Genomic DNA, 22,048 nt, shown 5'->3' with positions numbered 1-22,048 from the left:
TTTTTTTCGTGTTACGCTGTGATCCAAGCTTCGTTTGCTGGATTTTTACGCCACTCTTGTAATTTTTTCGTTTCAGCTTGTCCAATCATACCTTTTTCTGCTGCAACTTCAGTTAATGCACTGTAATCACTTAAAGAATATGATGCTACGTTAGCTGCTTCTAGTTTTTCTTTTCCTGCTTCTAACTCATATGTGAAGATTGATACGATTCCTAATACTTCACATCCAGCTTCGCGAAGTGCTTCTACACATGTAATTGCACTACCGCCAGTTGAAATTAAGTCTTCTACTACTACGACTTTTTGACCTTTTTCAGCTTTTCCTTCGATTTGGTTCCCTTTACCGTGACCTTTTGCTTTACTACGTACGTAGCACATTGGTAAATCCATACGATCGCTTACCCATGCAGCGTGCGCAATACCAGCAGTTGCTGTTCCTGCAATAATTTCTACAGTTGGGAAGTGCTCTTTAATTAACTCTTCTAATCCAGCTGCAATCGCTTGACGTACTTTTGGATAAGATAAAGTTAAACGGTTATCACAATAAATTGGTGATTTCATACCTGAAGACCAAGTGAATGGATCATTCGGTTGTAAAAATACTGCTCCAATTTCTAATAAATGCGATGCGATTTCTTTTTTCATACTGTTACACCTTCCCACTGTTGTTTTACTGTTTTATACGCTTCAAGCGGATTTTCTGCTTTTGTAATACTACGTCCAACTACGATGTAGCTTGAGCCAAGTTCCCTCGCACGTTTCGGTGTTGCTACGCGCACTTGGTCATTTACATCATCGCTTGCAAGACGAATCCCCGGTGTTACTGTTACAAATTCATTTCCGCATACTTCACGTAATTTTGGAACTTCAAGTGTTGAACAAACAACGCCATCAAGTCCACTTTCTTTCGTTAATTTTGCATAATGAGCAACCGCTTCTTCTAACGTTTTCTCAATGCCGATCTCTTTTTTCATCATAGCTTCCGAAGTGCTTGTTAGTTGTGTAACTGCAATACAAATCGGTCTCTCTTTTCCTTCTTGCTTACCTTCCTCTAATCCCTCAATCGCAGCTTTCATCATGCTGCTTCCCCCAGCAGCATGAACATTTACCATATCAACATCTAGACTAGCTAGGCTACGCATAGCGCTTTTTACTGTATTCGGAATATCATGAAGTTTTAAATCTAAGAAGATCTTATGTCCCTTTTCTTTTAAGTACGTAATAATCGCAGGGCCTTCTTTGTAAAATAACTCCATACCTACTTTGACAAATAACTCTTCCCCTTCAAAGTGGTGTAAGAATTGTTCTACTTCTTGTTTCCCTGGAAAATCTAGTGCAACGATTAACGACTGTGACATGTTTGCTTCCAGCTCCTTCCTTGACATTCCGAAATGTGATCAAATCCTAATTCATCTAATAATGCTGGTAACTCTTCAATAATTGTCGGACATACGAACGGATCGATAAAGTTCGCTGTACCTACTGCAACTGCGCTTGCGCCAGCATAGAAGAATTCAATTACATCTTCAGCTGTTTCAATACCACCCATTCCGATAATTGGAATGTTAACCGCTTGGCTTACTTCATGTACCATGCGAATTGCTACTGGCTTAATCGCAGGACCTGATAATCCGCCTGTACGGTTTGCTAAAATTGGTTTAGCTGTTTTTAAATCTAGACGCATACCAAGCAATGTATTAATCATCGTTAAACCATCTGCACCTGCATTTTCAATCGCTTTTGCAATTTCTACTATGTTTGCCACGTTCGGTGACAATTTCACGTATACAGGTACTTCAGAAACCTCTTTTACTCGCTTCGTTAAATCAGCAGCAATTTCAGGATTTGTACCAAAGGCGATACCACCTGTTTTTACGTTCGGACAAGAAATGTTTAATTCTAGTGCATGGACATTAGGCGCTTTAGAAATTTCCTTCGCAACCGCTACGTAATCCTCAGCTTGTGAGCCTGCAACGTTTGCAATAATTGGAAGGTCAAATTGTTCTAACCATGGTAATTCCGAATTCATTACTTTGTCTAATCCCGGGTTTTGAAGTCCGATTGCATTTAGCATGCCCCCTGGTGTTTCAGCAACACGAGGCGTTGGATTTCCATAACGTGGTTGTTCTGTCGTCGCTTTAATCATGATTGATCCTAGTACACTTAAATCGTAAAACTGTGCATATTCACGACCAAACCCAAAGCATCCAGATGCCGGTATAATTGGATTTTTTAATGATAATCCTGGTAATTCAACTTGCAATCTGTTCATAGTACAACCTCCCCGATTGGAAATACTGGTCCGTCGCTACACACCTTCTTGTAAGAATGTCCACTTGGATCTTCTTGTAAGTGGCATACACATGCGAAACAAGCTCCAATACCACAGCCCATACGTTCTTCTAATGAAATATAGGCTTTTTTCTCTTTGTAACGTCCTTCTAGTGCACGAAGCATCGCTAGCGGACCACATGAATAAAGAATATCAAAGTCAATTCCGTAATTATCAATTACATCTGTGACAAATCCTTTTGTACCGTGTGTACCGTCTACTGTCGCAACGTACGTATCACCAAGTTCTGCAAATTTTTCTTCATAGAAAACTACATCTTTCGTTTGAAAGCCTAAGATGTGAATAACACGTACACCTTTTGCAACGAGGCGCTGTGATAATTCATAAAGTGGTGGTACACCAATTCCCCCACCTACTAGTAAAGCTGTTTGACCAGCTTCTGCTTCTTCTACAGGAAAACCGTGTCCTAATGGTCCTAGTACATCTACCATTTCACCTTGTTTTCTAGTTGCTAATGTTTTTGTCCCTTGTCCTTCGGCACGATATAGCATTGTAAATTCGTTCTTCTCTTGATCTACATTACAAATACTAATTGGGCGGCGCAGAAGGGGCGCAATGCCCTCTGCTACCTTAATGTGTACAAACTGCCCTGGTTCGTTCATTTGCTGTACTAACGTTCCTTGAAGCACTAATTCGTAAATGTTTTTTGCGATTTCTTTTTGGTTAACGACGATCATATTTTGCTTTTGCATCATGCATGTACCACCTCGTGACGCTTTGTTTGCGTAATTTCTTTCATTGAATGAGCTGAGAATGTCATAGATTCTAATACTCGTAAGATTGCTCTTGTTGTATCAAGTGATGTTAAGCAAGCCACACCATTTTCTACTGATTCACGGCGAATGCGGAAACCATCACGCGCTGGTTGTTTACCTTTTGTTAATGTGTTAATTACAAACTGTGCTTTTCCTTGACGGATAATATCTAGTAAGTTGTAGTCTTCAGAATCAATTTTGTTTACAACTTGTACTGGGATATTTTGCTCTTCTAATGATTGTGCTGTTCCAGCTGTTGCTAATAAGTTATAGCCGATTTCGTGGAAACGTTTTGCAATTTCCATCGCCTCTTCTTTATCTTTATCCGCTACAGTAATGATTACTGAGCCGTGCGTTGGGATGTTAATTCCAGAAGCAACTAATCCTTTATATAATGCTTTTTCAAGCGTTAAGTCTTTACCCATTACTTCCCCTGTTGATTTCATTTCAGGTCCTAATGTTGTATCAACTGAGCGTAGTTTCGCGAATGAGAATACCGGAGCTTTTACATATACTTCTTTCTCTTCTGGGTGATAGCCAGTTCCGTATCCTTGCTCTACTAGGTCTTGCCCTAAAATAACTTTCGTTGCAACATTCGCCATCGGTACGCCTGTAATTTTACTTAAAAACGGTACTGTACGGCTTGCACGTGGATTTACTTCAATTACGTACACTTGATCTTTGAATACTACAAACTGGATATTTAGTAATCCAACAATGTTTAATCCTTTTCCAAGTGCAATTGTATGTTCAATGATTTGTTCTTTTAGTTTTTCAGATAAACTTTGTGGTGGATATACTCCAATTGAGTCACCAGAGTGAACTCCAGCGCGTTCAATATGTTCCATAATACCTGGAATGAATACATTCTCACCATCGGAAATTGCATCTACTTCAATTTCTTTACCAACCATGTAACGGTCGATTAATACTGGGTGATCTGCATGAACTTTAACTGCATTTTTCATGTAGTGCAGTAGTTCTTCTTGACGATATACGATTTCCATCGCACGTCCACCTAGTACGTAAGATGGTCTTACTAATACTGGGTAACCAATTTCTTCTGCGATTGCTACCGCTTGTTCTACAGTCGTTGCTGTTTTACCAACTGGTTGCGGGATGCCAAGTTTTGTTAAAGCAGCTTCGAATTTATCACGATCTTCTGCACGGTCTAAGTCTTCAAGTGATGTTCCTAAAATTTTCACACCGTGTTCTTCTAGTTTCGCTGCTAAGTTAATTGCCGTTTGTCCACCGAACTGAACGATAACACCTTCTGGTTTTTCTAAATCGATAATATGCATTACATCTTCAATCGTTAATGGTTCAAAGTATAATTTGTCAGAAATACTGAAGTCTGTTGAAACTGTTTCTGGGTTGTTGTTAATGATAATTGCTTCATATCCAGCTTCTTTAATTGCCCATACTGAGTGAACTGTTGCGTAATCAAACTCAACACCTTGACCAATACGGATCGGACCAGATCCTAGAACTACTACACTCTTACGATCTGTTACAATCGATTCATTTTCGTCCGCATATGTGCTGTAGTAATATGGCGTTGCAGATTCAAACTCTGCCGCACAAGTATCTACCATTTTGAATACTGGCATCATATTATTTTCTTTACGCATATCGTAAATTTCGCGCTCCGTTTTGTTCCAAGCTGCTGCAATGTAGTGATCGCTGAAGCCCATTTCTTTTGCAGTTTGTAGTACTTCCATATTTCCTACATTCGCTTTTACTTCACGTTCCATATTTACGATGTTTTCAACTTTTTGTAAGAAGAAGAAGTCCATTTCACACCATTCATTGATTTCTTCTTTCGTTACACCTTGGCGAATTGCTTCTGCTACAATAAACAGTCGTTCATCATCCGCTTTAATGATACGTTTTTTCATCGTTTCTTTATCAAGTTCTTTTAAGTGGTCTAATTCTAAGTGATAAATGCCAAGCTCTAAAGAACGAACTGCTTTTAGTAATGATTCTTCTAAGTTACGTCCGATTGACATAACTTCACCAGTTGCTTTCATTTGTGTTCCAAGCGTTCTGTTCGCTGATTCAAACTTATCAAACGGCCAACGTGGAATTTTTGAAACAACATAGTCTAACGCTGGCTCGAAGCAAGCGTAAGTTTTTTGTGTTACTGGGTTTACGATTTCATCTAACGTTAAGCCGACTGCAATTTTTGCTGCTAATTTCGCAATTGGATATCCAGTTGCTTTAGATGCTAGTGCAGATGAACGACTTACACGTGGATTTACTTCGATTACATAGTATTGGAAGCTATATGGATCTAGTGCAAGCTGAACGTTACATCCACCTTCAATTCCTAGTGCACGAATAATTCGTAATGACGTGTTACGTAACATTTGGTATTCACGGTCGCTTAGCGTTTGGCTCGGTGCTACAACGATTGAATCACCTGTATGAACACCAACTGGATCGATATTTTCCATGTTACACACTACAATCGCGTTATCATTTGAATCACGCATTACTTCGTATTCAATTTCTTTACAGCCAGCAATACTTTTCTCTAATAAACATTGTGTTACTGGGCTATGTTTTAAACCACTTGTTACGATTTCAATTAGCTCTTCTTCGTTATGACAAATTCCGCCGCCCGTTCCTCCTAATGTGAACGCTGGTCGAACGATTACTGGGTAACCAATTTCGTTTACAAATCCATATGCTTCATCAAGGTTATGAATAATTTCACTTGGTGGTGTTGGTTCATTTAAATCTTGCATTAATGTACGGAATAAATCACGATCTTCCGCTTGCTCGATTGCTGATAATTTTGTTCCTAAAATTTCAACTCCGCACTCGTCAAGTACGCCTGATTTTGCAAGTTCAACAGCCATGTTTAAACCTGTTTGACCACCTAATGTTGGTAGGATTGCATCAGGACGTTCTTTACGAATAATACGGCTTACGAATTCTAATGTTAATGGCTCGATGTATACTTTATCTGCTGTTGCAGTATCCGTCATAATTGTTGCTGGGTTAGAGTTAACAAGGATTACTTTGTAACCTTCCTCTTTAAGAGATTGACAAGCTTGTGTACCAGAGTAGTCAAACTCCGCTGCTTGCCCAATTACAATTGGTCCTGATCCGATTACTAAAATTGTGTTAATGTCTAGGCGTTTTGGCATAACTCTTCCCCTTCTTTCTTGAAGTTTTCAATCATTGTTAAGAAATCTTCGAATAAATCATTTGCATCTTCTGGTCCCGCTGAAGCTTCTGGATGGTATTGTACTGTAAATGCCGGGAACTTCTTATGACGAAGACCTTCTACCGTTCCATCGTTTAAAGCAACATGTGTAATTTCAAGATCTGTATTTTCAACTGATTCTTCTTCTACTGCGTATCCGTGGTTTTGAGATGTAATTGCTACTTTTCCAGTTGCAAGATTTTTTACTGGATGGTTTAAACCACGGTGACCAAATTTCAACTTACTTGTATTTGCACCTGATGCTAGAGCGAACAATTGATGTCCTAGGCAAATTCCGAATAAAGGAACTTTACCGATAATGTCTTTTAACATTTCAATTGCTTCTGGTACATCTTTCGGATCTCCAGGTCCATTACTTAACATAATTCCATCTGGGCTAAGGCGTAAAATTTCTTCCGCTGTTGTGTTGTAAGGAACTACAATTACATCACAGTCACGCTTATTTAATTCTCGTAAAATACCATGTTTCATACCGAAGTCTACTAGTACAACTCGGTGACCACGACCTGGGCTTGGGTATGGATCTTTCGTTGATACGCGTTTTACATGATCTGTAAATACTGTCGCTTTTAATTGGCTTACAATGTACTCTACATCTGCATCCATGTTACAAAGGCGTCCACGTAATGTACCGTATTGACGAATTTTTCTCGTTAATTTTCTCGTATCAATCCCTGCTAATCCTGGGATATTTCTTTCTTTCAAGTAATCATTTAACGAAATTTCATTACGGAAGTTTGATGGGTGATCACAAATTTCGTTTACGATTAAACCATTTACAGATGGGTGAATGGATTCAAAATCGTCACGGTTAATGCCGTAGTTTCCGATTAATGGGTACGTGAATGTTACGATTTGACCGCAATATGATGGATCAGATAATGTTTCTTGATATCCAGTCATTCCTGTTGTAAATACAACCTCACCTGACTTTTCGATTTCGCCTCCGAAACCTGTTCCAATTAATACTGTTCCATCTTCTAAGATAAGTTGTCTTTTCATACTAATGCACTCTCCTTTTGCCATGCGATCTTACCACCAACGATTGTCATTACCGGCCATCCTTGGCATTTCCAACCTGCGAATGGTGTATTTTTTCCTTTTGATAAGAATGTTGTTGGGTCAATCTCTTCTTCTTGTTCTAAATCAATGATTGTAATATCAGCTTCTCTACCTTCTTTTAGGCGACCTGCTTCTAAGCCGAATGTATCAGCTGGCTTTTCTGTTAAGAATTGAATTAACTGTTCTAGCGTAATAACTCCCTTTTTCACAAGGTTTGTGTATAGAAGCGGGAATGCTGTTTCAAAACCAGTAATTCCAAACGGTGCTCTTTCAATTCCTTGTGCTTTCTCTTCCGCTGTATGCGGTGCATGGTCAGTTGCGATCATATCGATCGTTCCATCTAATAAACCTTCAATTAATGCTGCATGGTCTTCTTTTCCACGAAGCGGTGGGTTCATTTTAAAGTTAGGATCAGCTGATGGGATATCATCTTCACATAACACTAGGTGATGCGGTGTTACTTCTGCTGTTACTTTAATTCCAGCGCGTTTCGCATCACGGATTACACGTACAGAACCTTTCGTACTTACATGACATACGTGATAGTGGCAATCTGCTGCTTCAGCAAGCAGTATATCCCTTGCAATATGTACAGATTCACATACTGATGGGATACCGTTTAATCCGTGTTTCTCAGAAAACTTCCCTTCATGTACACAACCTTTATTAATAAGCGTATTCTCTTCACAGTGCGCAACTACTGCCATATCTAATTTTGCTGCACGTTTCATAGCCGCTAACATCATGCTCGCATCTTGTACGCCTACGCCGTCATCTGTGAAAGCAAATGCTCCAAGTTCTTTTAATGTTTCGAAATCTGTCATTTCAGAACCAGCTTGACGTACTGTAATTGCTCCGTATGGTAGTACGTTAACATGAGCTTTTTCTTCAATACGTTTTTGCAAGTCTTCCATATGTTCTCTGCAATCTGGTACCGGGCGTGTATTTGGCATTGCGCAAATTGTAGTGAATCCACCTTTTGCCGCTGCTAGTGTACCTGTTTCAATTGTTTCTTTATGTTCACCACCTGGTTCACGAAGATGTACGTGTACATCTACTAATCCAGGTGCGATTAACTTTCCGTTCACATCGATTACTTCAGCATTATCTGCCGTAATATTTTCTGCTACCTTAGCGATTTTACCGTCTTGTACGAGAAGATCCGTTGCTACGATTTTTCCTTCTTCATTCATATAACGACCATTTTTAAACAAATAATTCATGTTTCATTCCTCCTAATACATTTGGTAAGGCGCGTTTTAGTACAGCCATTCTTACGTAAACTCCATTTTCCATTTGTTTAAATATACGTGAACGCTCACACTCAACAAGTTCACTTGCAATTTCAACATCACGGTTTACAGGAGCTGGATGCATAATAATGCTTCCTTCTTTCATACGCTTTTCTCTTTCTACTGTTAATCCGTGTTTCTCATGATATTCTTTCATAATGTCTGTTTCATAATGATCATGACGCTCATGTTGTACACGGAGTAACATCATTACATCAACTTCTGGAACAAGTTCATCTAATGGTTTGTATGTTCCAAATGTGTTGTCTTCATCTTTCCACTCTTCTGGACTTGCAAAGTAAATTGTTGCACCAAGCTTCGTTAATGCTTCTGCATTAGAACGTGCTACTCGGCTATGACGAACATCTCCTACTATTGCAATCTTCAAACCTTCAAATCTTCCAAACTCTTGTTTAATTGTAAGAAGGTCCAGTAGGCACTGTGTTGGGTGGTTTCCGCATCCATCTCCAGCATTTAAGATTGGAATATTCACCTGATCTTTTAGTTCATCGAAGTAGCGATCTTGCTCGTGGCGGATGACCACTGCTTTTGTTCCGATTGATTCTAGTGTTCTTATCGTATCGTATAGAGTTTCTCCTTTTTGTACGCTAGATGCATCAGCTGAAAAGTTTAAAACATCAAGTCCTAATCTCTTCTCAGCAACTTCAAAGCTAAATCTCGTTCTCGTACTATTCTCAAAGAACAAGTTCGCAACAAAAGTTTGCTCTGTCGTTTTGCTCTCTTTTCCATTCGCAAAATCTTCTGCATCTTTTAGGATTTCTGAAATTTCTACTTCCGATAATTCACTCATCGTTAACAAATGGCTCATCGTCATCCCTCATCTTTCTGATTTTTATGTTACCACTTTCGAATTTTTATAACAACCTTTGCATAAAAATACCCTAATCGTGTGAGACTAGGGTGCAAGAAAGAAGCCACCCTTTCCGGTCTCACAGGACTGAATTAAAAGGTTATTATTATGAAGCAATCTGCTTAGATTGTTTTATTTGTTTCGTTTCCGGTAGTAGTAGATTTAACAGTACACCTACAATTGCTGCTAGTGCCATTCCTTCTACTTGGAATGATTCTCCTACGTGAAGTACCGCTCCACCAATACCGATTACTAATATTACTGATGCAATCATTAAGTTTCGTTTGTCACTTAAATCTGTTTTATCATCTACCATCATGCGTAATCCGCTTGATGCGATTACACCGAATAGTAAGATTGATACACCACCCATAACTGGTGTTGGGATCGAATGAATCAGTGCAGAAATCTTACCGATAAATCCGAACATGATTGCGAATACTGCTGAACCGATGAATAAGTATACACTGTATGCTCTCGTAATTGCTAGCACACCGATGTTTTCACCATACGTTGTATTCGGTGGCCCACCGATTAGTGACGCGATTAATGTTGCTACTCCGTCACCGAAGATTGAACGGTGTAAACCTGGTTTTTCAATTAAATCTCTTTTAATAACATTTCCAAGAACAATTTGATGTCCGATATGTTCTGATATTGTTACTAGTGCAACTGGTACCATCAAGAGTACAATCTTCCATGAAAACTCTGGTGTGTATGTTACAAATGGTACTGTGAAATCTGGTACAACAAACCATTTTGCCTCAGCTACCGGCTTTAAGTCTACTAGCCCTTGGAAGTAAGCGAAGATATATCCGCCGATAATGCCAAGTAACACTGGTATGATACTGAAAAATCCTCTTCCAAATATCGAGCATATAATTGTAATTGCTAATGTTACTAACGCTACTGAAAAGTGTGTAAAGCTATATTTGCCATCCGCACCGTTCATCGCCATGTTAACTGCTGTATGTGCTAAAGCTAGACCGATTACCATTACTACTGGACCAACTACGATTGGTGGTAGTAATTTCATAATCCACTCTGATCCTGATTTCTTAATTCCGAGTGAGATTAAGATGTACACAAGTCCTGCTAGCAAACCACCAAGCATTGCCGCTCCCGGTCCACCTGCCGTTTTCGCTGTTATAATCGGTGCGATAAAGGCGAATGATGATCCTAGATAAGCAGGTACTTGACCTTTCGTTATAAGAAGGAATGCTAACGTTCCTAATCCACTTGATATTAATGCTACTGATGGATTCAATCCTGTTAAAAACGGAACAAGCACTGTTGATCCAAACATCGCGAACAAATGTTGTATACTTAAAAATAACCATTTTCCCGGTTTCGGTACTTCATTAACGTCTAACACTGGCTTTTGTTCCATTGTTACATCCTCCTTCAGTTTAAATCTTTGCAATAAAAAAACTCCTTGTGCCTGTGCACAAAGAGTCCTACACTTTCGTATGCCAAATTTGACATATGAAAGCCAAGACCCTTTGGCAGCCTCACAGGACTACATTTAAAAGGGCTTTACTTATCGTATATGCTTACTCGATCTTGTTGATCTGTCTCTTGCAAATCAACTTCGATACGCTCTTCACTTGATGTTGGAATATTCTTCCCTACATAATCAGCGCGAATTGGTAATTCGCGATGACCTCTATCAACAAGAACCGCCAATTGGATTTGAGATGGTCTACCTAAATCCATAAGAGCATCCATTGCTGCTCGAACTGTTCTTCCTGTATATAATACGTCATCCACAAGGATAACTTTTTTCTTCGTAATATCTACAGGGATATCAGAACCTTTTACAAGTGGTTCTTTATTTTTCGATTGTAGTGTTAAATCATCACGATATAACGTAATGTCTAACTCTCCAACTTTCATTTCTTTTCCTTCAATTTGACCAATTCGTTCTGCCAAACGTTGTGCAATAAAAATTCCACGAGTTTTAATTCCGACAAGAACACAATTATCGACACCTTTATTTCGTTCCACGATTTCATGACTAATTCGTGTTAAAGCGCGGCGAATCATTTGGTCATCTAAAACGACAGCTTTCTCTTGCATGCTCTACACCTCCAAGCTTTTTTCTTGCGTGAGAGTAATGGTATAAAAAAAGTCCTCTCAGCGTGTGCGAGAGGACTTTTGAAAAAAGGGTACAACATACCCTAAGTATTTCAAACCGTTACCTTCTCAACCTCACGGGGCTGTGTTAAAGGATCATTATTTAACTGTTGTCAGTATCTCAGTTTTCTTATGATTTGTCAATACTATTTTCGTAAAATATTTAATGCGTCTTCAAACACTTCTGGAATCGGTGCCTCAAACTGAATATATTCACCCGTACGAGGATGATCAAAGCCTAAAATACCCGCATGAAGTGCTTGTCCATTCATATCTAACGTTTTCTTCGGACCATACTTCGGATCTCCTGCAAGTGGATAGCCAATATATTTCATATGAACACGAATTTGGTGCGTACGTCCCGTTTCTAAGCGACATTCTACAAGTGTAAAGTCTTTAAAGCGTTCTAACACTTGGAAGTGCGTAACAGCGTTCTTACCGTTTTCATCAACTGTCATACTTTGACGCTCTTTCTTATCACGAGCAATCGGAGCATCAATCGTTCCCTTATCATGCGGAATCACACCGTGTACAATCGCTTTGTAACGTCTCGTTACTGTTTTTGCTACAAGCTGATTTACAAGCGATTCATGTGCCATATCATTTTTAGCAACCATTAATAGTCCAGATGTATCTTTATCAATACGATGCACGATACCTGGACGCATTACACCGTTAATGCCTGATAAGTCTGTACAATGATGCATAAGGCCATTTACAAGTGTACCACTTGTATGCCCTGGTGCTGGATGTACAACCATACCACGTGGCTTATTTACAACAAGCACATCTGCATCTTCATAATAAATTTCTAAATTTAAATCCTCTGGTTGAATATCTAACTCTTCTGGTTCAGGAATTGTTACTGTAATTTCATCTTCTTCTTTTACTTTATAATTCCCTTTTACCGCTTTCCCGTTTACTGTCACAACGTCATCTTTAATCCATTGCTGCACTTGCGTACGTGACCATTCGTTATTTATCCCTGCAACGAATTTATCAATTCGCTCGTTTTTTTGCTCTGCTGCAACTGTTACTTGTACTACTTCACTCATTCAATTACTCCTTCGCTTTCTTGCCTTCTAATAATGTTTGAATAATAATTAATACAACACCAATACATAATGCTGAATCAGCTATATTGAATACTGGATAGTTGTACGAGAAAATATACACGTGAATGAAATCCACTACTTCTTGTCTAAATACACGATCAATAAAGTTACCAATTGCCCCGCCCAAAATTAGGCCTAACGAAATACCTAGAAGCCTGTCTGTTTTCGCATACTTTTTCAAATAAAATACAATAAACACTACAAAAACAACTGTAATAATGTAGAAGAACCACATTTTATTTTCTAAAATACCCCAAGCAGCGCCTCTATTTCGATGTGATGTTATGTATAATACATTGTCGATAATCGGAATACTCGTACCCAATTCCATGTTCTTTACAATTAACCACTTCGATATTTGATCGATAGCAATGACGAATAACGCTATTACATAATATATCATTTTCATTTCCCCCACAAAGACAGTGTACCTCAAAATTTTAGCATAGCTGCTACCTTTTCACAATGAACCTTTATAGAAGAATAAAATAAATTAAAAAAAGGTAATATAATATCGTTGTGCGTATTCATACATTTACCTTTTCATAAAAGAATTCATGAATCGTACGGGCAGTCGGCATTGTCTTCATTTGCTTTGTCGAAATTAATCTCCCCGTCTCTTCACAAATACCATACATGTCTATTTCCATTTTAAATAATGCGCGTTCTACATCCTTTAAATCCTCTTTTATATCATGTAATAGCAATTTTTTCTTTATCTCTTCCTTAATTCCATATCCAAGCTCTTGGCTGAACTCGACATCATATTTGTGCATTACTTCTTTAGCTAGTCTCTCTTGCAACTCTTTTCTCATCAATTGCAATTCTTCTTTTATTTCCATGTAAATTTCATTCACGTGTACATTCCTCCTAGCTGTAATGTACAGTTAGTGTGTCCGAAATTTATTTGCTTACCTCACACACATTTTTCCTTCACAGGAAAGAGTCTGAAAGTGATTTTGATATGCCATAAACAAAAAAACTGACTGCATCAATAGCAGTCAGCTTTTTTTATTATTTTACATAGTTTTCTTTAACAACTGTTGCACAACGCTCACATAATGTTTCATGTTCAGCATCTTTACCAATTGTTTCTGAAACTACCCAACAACGTTCACATGTTTCACCAGTTGCTTGAGCAACAACAACCGCTGTATGTTCATACTTCGGTGCATCTGCTGGCGCTTCATCCATCATACCACCAAGTTTATACTCAGAAACGATGAATAATTGCTTTAAGTCTTCGCTAATAGACTCTAACATAGCTTTCATTTCTGCAGTTGGATATAGCGTAATGCTTGCATTTAATGACTTACCGATTACTTTTTCATTACGAGCTACTTCTAGTGCTTTTAACACGTCATCACGTAATGTCATAAATGCATCCCATTTTGTTTTTAACGCTTCCGCGTCATCTAATTGTACAGCTTCTGGCATATCAGTTAATTGTACACTTTCTTCTGTTACGCCTGGAATGTATGGCCATACTTCATCAGCTGTATGCGGTAAGATTGGTGTTACAAGTTTCGTTAACGCAACAAGAACATCATATAATACAGTTTGAATCGCACGACGATCTTCGTGGTTTGCACCTTCAATATATAAAATGTCTTTTGCAAAGTCTAAATAGAATGAACTTAAATCAATTGTACAGAAGTTATGAATTGCATGATACACAGCAGCGAAGTCGTATGTCTCATATGCTTCTTTAACTTTTGTAATTAAGTCATTTAATTTCACTAACATGTAACGATCTACTTCACGAAGTTCAGCTACAGCTACTGCATTTTCACTTGGCTTAAAGTCGTCTAAGTTTCCTAATAAGAAACGGAATGTGTTACGGATTTTACGATACACTTCTGCTACTTGTTTTAAAATATCATCTGAAATACGTACGTCAGATTGATAGTCAACAGAAGATACCCATAAGCGTAAAATGTCTCCGCCTAATTGATCCATAATTTTCTTCGGTACGACAATGTTTCCAATCGACTTACTCATCTTACGTCCTTCACCATCTAGTACGAAACCGTGACTTAGTACGCCTTTATATGGAGCTTTACCTGTTACAGCAACTGCTGTTGATAATGAAGAGTTAAACCAACCACGATACTGGTCAGATCCTTCTAAATATAAATCAGCTGGACGCTGTAAATCTTCGCGCTCTTCTAATACCGCTTGGTGAGAAGAACCTGAATCGAACCATACATCCATGATGTCTGTTTCTTTACGGAATTCGCCATTTGGGCTACCTGGATGTGTAAATCCTTCTGGTAATAGATCTTTCGCTTCACGCTCGAACCATACGTTAGAACCGTGTTCACGGAATAAATCTGCTACATGGTTAATTGTTTCATCCGTAATAATTGGATCACCATTCTCAGCATAGAATACCGGAATTGGCACACCCCATGCACGCTGACGAGAAATACACCAGTCACCACGGTCACGAACCATATTATGAAGACGAGTTTCTCCCCATGCTGGTACCCATTTTGTTTCTGCTACAGCTTCTATTAATTCTTTACGGAATGCTTCAATAGATGCAAACCACTGTGCTGTCGCACGGAAAATAATTGGTTTTTTCGTTCTCCAATCATGTGGGTATGAATGTGTAATGAATGTTAGTTTCAGTAACGCGCCTACTTCTTCTAATTTTTCTGTAATTGGTTTATTAGCTTTATCATAGAATAAGCCTTCAAATCCAGGTGCCTCATTTGTTAATACACCTTTATCATCGACTGGGCAAAGTACTTCTAATCCATACTTTTTACCAACAACGAAGTCATCTTCCCCGTGTCCTGGTGCTGTATGAACACAACCTGTACCTGCATCTGTTGTTACGTGGTCTCCTAGCATAACTAATGAATCACGATCGTAGAATGGATGTTTTGCAACTGTGTACTCAAGTTCGCTACCTTTTACTGTTTTCACAACTTCAGCATTTTCCCACTCTAACGTTTTTGCAACTGTCTCAAACAGCTCAGAAGCAATGATATATTTCTCATCGTTTACTTTTACAATGCTATATTCAAGCTCTGGGTGAACAGAAATACCTAAGTTTGCAGGTAATGTCCAAGGTGTCGTTGTCCAAATGATGTACTTTTCATCACCTTCTAATACGTTCTTTCCATCTTTTACAGGGAATGCTACGTAAATAGATGCTGATTTTTTATCTTGATATTCAATTTCAGCTTCCGCTAAAGCAGATTCACTCGTTGGAGACCAGTAAACTGGTTTTTGACCTTTATAGATATAACCTTTTTTCGCCATGTCACCAAACACTTTGATTTGTTGTGCTTCATAAGCTGGCTCTAAAGTAATATATGGATTATCCCAATCTGCACGTACACCTAGACGCTTAAATTGTTCACGTTGACGTTCTACTTGTTCATATGCATACTCTGCACATAACTTACGGAACTCAGCAACTGTCATTTCTTTACGTTTTACACCTTTATTTGTTAAAGCTTGTTCAATTGGTAAACCGTGCGTATCCCATCCTGGAACATATGGCGCACTAAAACCAGTCATTGATTTATAACGAACAATAAAGTCTTTTAATACTTTATTTAATGCATGTCCCATATGAATGTCACCATTCGCATATGGAGGTCCATCATGCAATACAAATAAAGGACGTCCTTTTGTATGTTCTTGTACTTTTTCGTAAATATTCATTTCAGCCCATTTTTCTTGCATTGCAGGCTCACGTTTTGGTAAATTCCCACGCATTGGGAACTCTGTTTTTGGCATCAGTAATGTATTTTTGTACTCCATGCTCAATTCCTCCTTACATGTATAAAAGAAACACTTAAAAAACGGAATAAAAAAGAGACCTTCTCATCCCAAAAAGGGACGAGAAAGTCTCCCGCGGTACCACCCTAGTAGATCATATACATATGTATAGAATCCTCTTTATATTCTTAACGCGAATACACGCCTACGCTTACTCTATTTGTTCAGCGCGGAACTCCAGGGTGATATTCCCACTATCTCCTTATCCTGAGCTTACACCATCCTCAGTTCGCTATATAAGGTTTGAAAAGGTACTTATCCCTATCTTCGTTTTTCTTAATAAATATGTTGTTTAAAATTATATGTAATAATGAGAAAAACGTCAAGCTTACACTGTTTCTTCTTTTTTCAACAGTTCATCTACTTCGTCTTCTAATTCAATTAGTTTATCCCAATCATCGTTGTTTAACATCTCAAGCTGTGTTTCTAATAACATACGGAAACGAGTTCGGAATACTTTCGCTTGTTTCTTTAGCTCTTCAATATCAAAAGCAACTTTTCTTGATTTTACTAATGCTTCGTTAATAATACGATCAGCATTCTTTTCAGCTTCACGCACAATTAATTTCGCTTCTTTTTGCGCATTACGTTTTACTTCTTCCGCTGCTTCTTGTGCAACGACGATAGATTTGTTTAACGTATCTTCAATATTAGAGAAATGATCTAACTTCCCTTCTAACTGCGCAACTTTTTCTTCCAAAGCTTTTTTCTCACGAATGACCAATTCATAATCTTTGATAATTTGATCAAGAAACTCATTTACTTGATCTTCATCATAGCCACGGAATCCGCGACCAAATTCTTTGTTATGAATATCTAATGGTGTTAACGGCACAACGCCACCTCCAAGTAGTTATCTAAATTTCCTCTTTCAATTATATCTTTTCTTCGACAAAATAGGAGGATTTCCTTCTAAAAAACCAATCATTTTAGTATACCATACAAAATTCTCCATTTGTCGCGTTTTGTTCTACCTTCTACAGAAAATAATTTACTTCGGCCATACCCTCTAACAGAAAAAACATCTCCTGGATAGCATTCATAAGAAGTTTGCTCCACTGTTTTCCAATTGACTTTTACTAAACCATTTTTTATGAAAGGTTGTACTTTCTGTCTAGATAAATGTAACATTTCAGCTAACATAACATCTAAACGAAGTGAAGAAACCGTTCCAGATTTCTCTCCCCACGTTTCATCTATCTGTAGAATTTGTTCTCCTTGCACTGACGCTAAAGAGACTTTTACTTTCCCTATTGATTGTAAGTTCATCTCAATATACGATACAATTTCTTTCGCAACTACAATTTGGGCACGATTTTCTTGCAGCAAAATATCACCACATTTTTCTCTTGTTAAACCAAGAGACATAAATGTACCTAATATTTGCCTATGTTCTAGCGTATAAAACTTGGAAGGATAGTCAATTTCTAATACTTCTACTTGAAATTCTTCTTCATTTAATTCTAGATAGTCTGGATAAATAAGTGCTCTTTTACGCTCTGCATTAGGCGTTGCACCACCAAATTGTACAGCAACATCACCTTGTCCTATTACCATAGAAACAATTTGTTGTTGCCTAGGATCAAGAAAATCCGTTAACTTCACTTGATGGTACTCCGCCGCTCGCTTCCACTCTAGCACTTTATCCACAAAGACCTCCTCATCAGGCCTAAAATGTTCGTAGATGCTCATGTATTTACCTTCTTACTATAAGAAATAGCTTAATAAACTGAACAAACCAGTTTTAGCAAGTTTCAACGCAAAGATCGCAACGATTGGAGAAATATCAATCATTCCAAGCGGCGGAATAAAGCGGCGGAATGGTTCTAAATACGGTTCACAAATACGTGCCAGGAACTCTCCAAAAGATGATTCCTTTGCACCAGGAAACCATGATAGGAGAATGTAAATAATAAGTGCCCACGAGTAAATCTCGATAGCATAACTTAACACTATAAAAACTGTTGTCATGGCGTATTACCACCTCTTTATATTTGTTTCTTCTTCTTCACCGAATAACTCTGAAATCGCACCAACAATATCTACATTTTCAGGTGTACACATAAATGTTTTCGGCCCTATTTTTTGAATGTCCCCGCCTATAGCGTATACAGTACCACTTAAAAAGTCAACGATACGTACCGCTTGATCAGTAGACATTCTCTGCAAATTAATTACAACAGCTCGTCTACCTTTTAAGTGGTCCGCAATCCCTTGTGCTTCCGAATATGTGCGTGGTTCTAATAAAACAACTTTTGAAGATTGTTTTGCTGTTTCAATACTCACAACATTTTGCTTCGGTTGCGCTTTCGGAAACGTAACGTCTTGTTGTTCTGGTGGATCTTGCTGCTTTTTCATGTCTGTTTGCTCCTTTTCATAACCATATTGAGCTGCTTCTTTTTCTTCCGGTGTATCAAAAAAGAAGTATTTTACTTTTGACCAACTCATAATAAGATTCTCCTTCCTTTTACGCTTTTCCTACTAAAATCGTTCCCAAACGAATATATGTAGCCCCTTCTTCAATTGCAATTGTGTAATCGTTGGACATTCCCATTGATAATTCTTTACATGGCGCATGTAATAACTCTAGCTCCTGCACCTCTGTTTGCAGCATACGTAATTCCTTAAAACAGCGTCTGATTTCTTCCTCTTCTTCTGTAAATGGAGCCATCGTCATTAGTCCAACCACTTCAATTTTATCGAATTCTTGCAAACTTTGAATAAAAGAAACAACCTCTTCTATTGCCAATCCTTGCTTCGATTCTTCAGATGAGGTTTTCACTTGAATAAAGCATTTCACTTTCTTATCAGCACGTTTCTGAATTTCTTTCGCCAGCGAAAGACGATCTAACGAATGTAAATAATCAATTTCATTAATGATTTCTTTTACTTTTCTCGTTTGTAATGAGCCAATAAAGTGCCAATTAACTTTTGAACCGAAATGCTCGTATTTCTGTAAGAAACCTTCATTTCTATTTTCACCTAAATCGATAATTCCAGCTTCAATTACTTCGTTTGTTTTTTCAATCCCTACAGTTTTTGTAACTGCAACAAGTTTAATATCTTGCAACGAACGTCCAGCTCGAGCGCAAGATTCTTTAATAGCTTCATTTACAATTACTAAATTTTCTTGTACTGTCACTTGCTTCCTTCCCCCTTAAAACCTATGAAACTCAACATTCTTCCTGTCTTACCTTGATCACGACGATGAGAGAAAAATAGTTGCTCTTCACAGCTTGTACAAAGAGATGACATTACAATATGCTCTTCTTTTATGCCTGCTTGTACACATAATATACGATTAATTTCTTTTAAATTAATTGCGTACTGCCCGTCAGAAATTTTTTGATGAGGAACAGCACCGCTAACTACTTCCTGTGCTGCTGTTAATACACGATCATCCACAACATAACAACAAGATCCGATCGACGGCCCAATTGCAACATGAATTTCATCACTTGAAATACCTTCTGCATTCCACTTTTGAATCATTTCCTTTGCAATCTCTTGTACAGTGCCTTTCCATCCAGCATGCGCAAGTCCTATCATACCATGTGATGGTGCATAAAAATAGAGCGGAACACAATCCGCGTAACAAGACGTTAACAGAACATCTTCATTACTCGTATAAATGCCATCTGTTTTTGAAATGCCGTCCTCATATGAATAGACACCACTTCCCTTTTCCTGTTGCCCTACTTTTTCAACATGATGAGCATGAACTTGTTCAGAGCAAATCCAGTTTTCTAATGGTTTTTGTAACTTATTTGCTAAAATGCGTCTGTTTTCATGAACGTTCTCCACGATATCATTCACATGTAATCCTAAATTCATCGCATGAAAGGAGCCCGTACTTATCCCACCATCTTTTGTCGTAAATCCAGCAGTAATGTTTCCAAGTTCTTTCCACGCTTGTAAATACAGTATACCGTCCACATATTTAAATGGTTCTCTCATAATAAAGCGGCTCCTTTTAATTAAAATAACAGAAAAAAGCATGGTACTTCCTGTCTATTTTACCATACTTTTATTTTTTCATAATCCTAACAGAAAAAAAAGAGGAATTTGTAATATTCTTTATGAAATTGTCGGTGTTTGTATTGATTCTGTTACAGAATTAACAGGATTTACTCTTACAAGTATGACATCTTCCCCAATTTTCACAATTTCCTTCCAAGGAATTACAATCTCAACATCTTTTCCAAAAATACCTAGCATACGTGTCTGTTTGGAAATAATAACAGAACAAATTTTCCCTGTGTTCATATCAATTTCAATATCTCCAATATTCCCAATCCTTTTTCCATCTGAAATATTTATAACATCCTTCATCTGTAACTCTGAAATTCGTATCACCATTTTTATCCTCTCCCTTATATGACAAATTGGAAACTGTTTCTCATATTTACAGGAAGCCACCTATACGAAACACCATGCTAGTTTCATTATATGAACACTAATCCCCTACTATGAGCACAAACCATATTACATATAAAAAGGTCTCACCATAATTGGTGAGACCTTATCCTTGAATCGTTTTATTCATTTGTTTAATGGCTGACTTCTCTAAACGTGATACTTGCGCTTGGGAAATCCCAATTTCTTCTGCAACTTCCATCTGTGTCTTTCCTTGGAAGAAACGTTTTCTAATAATCATTTTCTCTCTATCATTTAAACGCTTCATTCCTTCTTTCAATGCTAATTCTTCAACCCACTGCTCGTCCTTTTGTTTTTCATCACTTAACTGATCCATAACAAAGATAGGATCTCCCCCATCATTATAAATCGGTTCAAATAATGAAACTGGATCTTGAATCGCATCTAAAGCAAATACTATCTCTTCATGAGTTACTTCTAGCACTTTTGCAATATCCATTGCTGTTGGTTCTTTTGAATTTTCTGCAATCAATTTTTCTCTTACTTGCAAAGCTTTATACGCAATATCTCGCAATGAGCGCGATACGCGAATCGGATTATTATCACGCAAATATCTGCGTATTTCCCCAATAATCATCGGCACAGCATACGTTGAAAATTTTACATTTTGGCCTAAATCAAAATTATCAATTGATTTCATAAGTCCGATGCAACCAACTTGAAATAAATCGTCAACATATTCTCCTCTGTTATTAAATCTTTGGATGACGCTCAGTACAAGACGTAAGTTTCCATTCACTAATTTTTCTCTTGCGCTTATCTCTCCACTTTGCATTTCACGAAATAATTTACGCATCTCTTCATTTTTTAATACTGGAAGTTTAGCTGTATCAACACCGCAAATTTCTACTTTGTTTCTCGTCAAAGTGTTCCCTCCTATCGGGAGTTGCTGTACAGTGTAAAGTATTTCCTTTGAAGGGGATTTTATGCATGTGGTTTTTTCACGATTTATTATTTAAATTATCTTTCCTAATACAACTAAATAGAATAAGACC

Annotated in this window: 22 protein-coding genes and 1 other annotated feature; all 22 genes read right to left on the bottom strand. The window is 37.8% G+C overall.

Going from position 1 to position 22,048, the window contains the following annotated elements; translation table 11 throughout:
* Positions 1-11: 11 nt before the first annotated feature.
* The 22 genes from pyrE to sigG all read right to left on the bottom strand — a co-directional run bounded on the left by pyrE (position 12) and on the right by sigG (position 21,918).
* Positions 12-644, bottom strand: coding sequence for an orotate phosphoribosyltransferase (gene pyrE, locus ACTFRM_RS18175; RefSeq protein WP_000711440.1), 633 nt, complete (start codon positions 642-644; stop codon positions 12-14).
* Positions 641-1,357 carry an orotidine-5'-phosphate decarboxylase gene (gene pyrF / locus ACTFRM_RS18170; RefSeq protein ID WP_000083510.1) on the bottom strand — a complete coding sequence of 239 codons (717 nt, stop codon included), beginning with the start codon at positions 1,355-1,357 and terminating at the stop codon, positions 641-643. Before pyrF ends, pyrE begins: the two co-directional genes overlap by 4 nt.
* The gene (gene pyrD, locus ACTFRM_RS18165) at positions 1,342-2,271 is read right to left on the bottom strand and encodes a dihydroorotate oxidase B catalytic subunit (RefSeq protein ID WP_001081049.1); all 930 of its coding nucleotides are present in this window, start codon (positions 2,269-2,271) and stop codon (positions 1,342-1,344) included. The genes pyrF and pyrD overlap by 16 nt, the downstream gene beginning before the upstream one ends.
* Positions 2,268-3,047 carry a dihydroorotate oxidase B electron transfer subunit gene (gene pyrK / locus ACTFRM_RS18160; protein WP_000983359.1) on the bottom strand — a complete coding sequence of 260 codons (780 nt, stop codon included), beginning with the start codon at positions 3,045-3,047 and terminating at the stop codon, positions 2,268-2,270. Before pyrK ends, pyrD begins: the two co-directional genes overlap by 4 nt.
* Positions 3,044-6,262, bottom strand: a complete 3,219-nt coding sequence (gene carB / locus ACTFRM_RS18155) for a carbamoyl-phosphate synthase large subunit (protein WP_001126101.1) — start codon at positions 6,260-6,262, stop codon at positions 3,044-3,046. Before carB ends, pyrK begins: the two co-directional genes overlap by 4 nt.
* Positions 6,247-7,344: a carbamoyl phosphate synthase small subunit gene (locus tag ACTFRM_RS18150; RefSeq protein ID WP_000828680.1), complete on the bottom strand. Its 1,098-nt coding sequence runs from the start codon at positions 7,342-7,344 to the stop codon at positions 6,247-6,249. The genes carB and ACTFRM_RS18150 overlap by 16 nt, the downstream gene beginning before the upstream one ends.
* Positions 7,341-8,627, bottom strand: a complete 1,287-nt coding sequence (gene pyrC, locus ACTFRM_RS18145; RefSeq protein WP_001108368.1) for a dihydroorotase — start codon at positions 8,625-8,627, stop codon at positions 7,341-7,343. The genes ACTFRM_RS18150 and pyrC overlap by 4 nt, the downstream gene beginning before the upstream one ends.
* Positions 8,611-9,525 carry an aspartate carbamoyltransferase gene (gene pyrB / locus ACTFRM_RS18140; RefSeq protein WP_000018849.1) on the bottom strand — a complete coding sequence of 305 codons (915 nt, stop codon included), beginning with the start codon at positions 9,523-9,525 and terminating at the stop codon, positions 8,611-8,613. Before pyrB ends, pyrC begins: the two co-directional genes overlap by 17 nt.
* Before the next feature lie 148 nt (positions 9,526-9,673).
* Entirely contained in the window at positions 9,674-10,957 is a 1,284-nt protein-coding gene (uraA, locus tag ACTFRM_RS18135; protein WP_000435928.1) for a uracil permease, read from the bottom strand.
* 146 nt (positions 10,958-11,103) lie between these two features.
* On the bottom strand, positions 11,104-11,646 hold the full coding sequence (gene pyrR, locus ACTFRM_RS18130; protein ID WP_173600360.1) for a bifunctional pyrimidine operon transcriptional regulator/uracil phosphoribosyltransferase: 543 nt from the start codon (positions 11,644-11,646) through the stop codon (positions 11,104-11,106).
* A 203-nt stretch (positions 11,647-11,849) separates the two neighbouring features.
* A complete protein-coding gene (locus tag ACTFRM_RS18125) occupies positions 11,850-12,758 on the bottom strand; it encodes an RluA family pseudouridine synthase (protein ID WP_000005829.1) in 909 nt (302 codons plus the stop codon).
* A gap of 4 nt (positions 12,759-12,762) precedes the next feature.
* Positions 12,763-13,221 carry a lipoprotein signal peptidase LspA gene (gene lspA / locus ACTFRM_RS18120; RefSeq protein ID WP_173600359.1) on the bottom strand — a complete coding sequence of 153 codons (459 nt, stop codon included), beginning with the start codon at positions 13,219-13,221 and terminating at the stop codon, positions 12,763-12,765.
* A 124-nt stretch (positions 13,222-13,345) separates the two neighbouring features.
* On the bottom strand, positions 13,346-13,675 hold the full coding sequence (locus ACTFRM_RS18115; protein ID WP_139019690.1) for a molecular chaperone DnaK: 330 nt from the start codon (positions 13,673-13,675) through the stop codon (positions 13,346-13,348).
* Positions 13,676-13,832: 157 nt separating this feature from the next.
* The gene (gene ileS2 / locus ACTFRM_RS18110) at positions 13,833-16,598 is read right to left on the bottom strand and encodes an isoleucine--tRNA ligase (protein WP_000455951.1); all 2,766 of its coding nucleotides are present in this window, start codon (positions 16,596-16,598) and stop codon (positions 13,833-13,835) included.
* A gap of 71 nt (positions 16,599-16,669) precedes the next feature.
* Positions 16,670-16,893 (bottom strand) — a binding site (T-box leader).
* A gap of 51 nt (positions 16,894-16,944) precedes the next feature.
* Positions 16,945-17,451, bottom strand: a complete 507-nt coding sequence (divIVA, locus tag ACTFRM_RS18105; protein WP_001131611.1) for a septum site-determining protein DivIVA — start codon at positions 17,449-17,451, stop codon at positions 16,945-16,947.
* An 89-nt stretch (positions 17,452-17,540) separates the two neighbouring features.
* Positions 17,541-18,308, bottom strand: a complete 768-nt coding sequence (locus ACTFRM_RS18100; RefSeq protein WP_002164454.1) for an RNA-binding protein — start codon at positions 18,306-18,308, stop codon at positions 17,541-17,543.
* Positions 18,309-18,323: 15 nt separating this feature from the next.
* Entirely contained in the window at positions 18,324-18,587 is a 264-nt protein-coding gene (locus ACTFRM_RS18095) for a YggT family protein (protein WP_000214233.1), read from the bottom strand.
* A gap of 6 nt (positions 18,588-18,593) precedes the next feature.
* Entirely contained in the window at positions 18,594-19,064 is a 471-nt protein-coding gene (locus tag ACTFRM_RS18090) for a cell division protein SepF (RefSeq protein WP_000119129.1), read from the bottom strand.
* 19 nt (positions 19,065-19,083) lie between these two features.
* Entirely contained in the window at positions 19,084-19,758 is a 675-nt protein-coding gene (locus ACTFRM_RS18085; protein WP_000218005.1) for a YggS family pyridoxal phosphate-dependent enzyme, read from the bottom strand.
* Positions 19,755-20,573: a peptidoglycan editing factor PgeF gene (gene pgeF / locus ACTFRM_RS18080; protein ID WP_017657591.1), complete on the bottom strand. Its 819-nt coding sequence runs from the start codon at positions 20,571-20,573 to the stop codon at positions 19,755-19,757. Before pgeF ends, ACTFRM_RS18085 begins: the two co-directional genes overlap by 4 nt.
* A 120-nt stretch (positions 20,574-20,693) precedes the next feature.
* On the bottom strand, positions 20,694-20,975 hold the full coding sequence (locus tag ACTFRM_RS18075; protein ID WP_000236745.1) for a YlmC/YmxH family sporulation protein: 282 nt from the start codon (positions 20,973-20,975) through the stop codon (positions 20,694-20,696).
* A gap of 163 nt (positions 20,976-21,138) precedes the next feature.
* Positions 21,139-21,918: an RNA polymerase sporulation sigma factor SigG gene (gene sigG / locus ACTFRM_RS18070; RefSeq protein WP_000197755.1), complete on the bottom strand. Its 780-nt coding sequence runs from the start codon at positions 21,916-21,918 to the stop codon at positions 21,139-21,141.
* Positions 21,919-22,048 lie beyond the last annotated feature (130 nt).

The organism is Bacillus cereus group sp. MYBK227-1, from assembly GCF_051916325.1.
GTDB classification, from domain to species: Bacteria; Bacillota; Bacilli; order Bacillales; family Bacillaceae_G; genus Bacillus_A; species Bacillus_A cereus.
The sequence above is the reverse complement of the archived record's forward strand: the minus strand, read 5'-3'. Positions and strand labels throughout refer to the sequence as shown.